Annotated in this window: 1 protein-coding gene; it reads right to left on the bottom strand. The window is 72.3% G+C overall.

Going from position 1 to position 1,218, the window contains the following annotated elements; all coding sequences use genetic code 11:
• Window positions 1-112: 112 nt before the first annotated feature.
• Entirely contained in the window at window positions 113-1,027 is a 915-nt protein-coding gene (locus tag ACFXOZ_RS42545) for an alkaline phosphatase family protein (RefSeq protein WP_375886664.1), read from the bottom strand.
• Window positions 1,028-1,218: the final 191 nt, after the last annotated feature.

Here is a 1,218-nt window from a genome sequence, read left to right as displayed (position 1 = left end):
CTCCGTCGGCGTTCGGGGGGCGGCAGGGGGGGCCGGGGGCCCACCGCGCCCCCCACACCGCGGGCCCCGGGGGGGGGGCCCCCGGTCCGGGGTGCGCCTCGGGCGCGCGGGGTCAGTTCCAGATGCCGGTGACGTCCGTCACCCCGGCCGCGTTGCCCGCGTGGCCGCTCGCCCCGGAGAGGTCCTCCAAGGTGCGCAGCACGTTGTAGTGGTTGTAGGTGGTGGAGCTGCTGCTGCCCGGCGTCACGTGGGCGCCGTAGACCAGGGTCGGGATCCGGTTGCCGGACAGGCTGTTGTCCTCGTCGAAGGTGACGACGAGCAGGCTGTTGTGGCTCTGCGCCCAGGCGGCGTACGCGCCGAGGTTGTTCTTGATCCAGGTGTCGCCGGTGCCGACCGAGCAGTCGTGCATGTCGCTGCACAGGTTCGGGATCACGAACGACACGTTGGGCAGCGTCGTGTAGTCGGTCGGGAACTGGGCGAAGGTCTTGGCGCTGCTGAGCGGGACGTTGCCGAAGCCGAACCAGGGGTTGTGCTTCTGCGCGTACTTGCCGCTGCTGCACACCGTGCTGCCCTGGCTGGGCAGGGTCTCGTTGTAGCTCGCCCAGGTCTTCCCGGCGGCGAGCACCTCGGAGGCCAGGTTCGGGGCCTGGAAGCCGCCGACCGTCACGCAGCTGTCGTCGACCCGGCCCTGGGTGGAGCCGGAGAACAGCGCGTAGTAGTTCGGCTCGCTGGGGTGGGTGATGGCGAAGGACTGGGTGAGGTTGGCGCCGCCCGCCTTGAGGGTGTTGTTGAGGTAGGGGGCGCTGCTGCTGCCGATGACCTGGCTGTAGGCGTGGTTCTCCATCACCACGACCACGATGTGGTCGGGCGTGGGCAGCCCGGCGGCCTGCGCGGTGCTGGCGGTGGCGGCCCACAGCCCGGCCGAGGCGGCGACCAGTGCGACGGCCGAGCCGATCGCGGTCGCGGTGCGGCGGGAGCGGGAGCGCGGACGGGGGGCGTCGTTCAGGGGCTTCGCGGACGAGGTCATGACGTTTCCTCGGGTGGAGGGCGGCCCCGACGGGGCCGCCCGGACGGGAGGTGACTGAGCTACCCGGAGTGCCGACCGAACCGGCCCGGGGCGTGTCCGACACGCCCCGGGCCGGAAACGGCCTAGGGCCTGTCCGGCGGATCTTGGCAGATCAGCGCGCGGCGTTGGGCGCCCGGCTGGGCGTGGTCTCA

Source organism: Kitasatospora sp. NPDC059160 (genome assembly GCF_042755465.1).
Lineage (GTDB): Bacteria > Actinomycetota > Actinomycetes > Streptomycetales > Streptomycetaceae > Kitasatospora.
This window is presented reverse-complemented; position numbering and strand designations above follow the sequence as displayed.

Coding starts and splice junctions, on each gene's coding strand:
- ACFXOZ_RS42545 (WP_375886664.1), bottom strand. CDS start 1,027: ATGACCTCGTCCGCGAAGCCCCTGAACGACGCCCCCCGTCCGCGCTCC.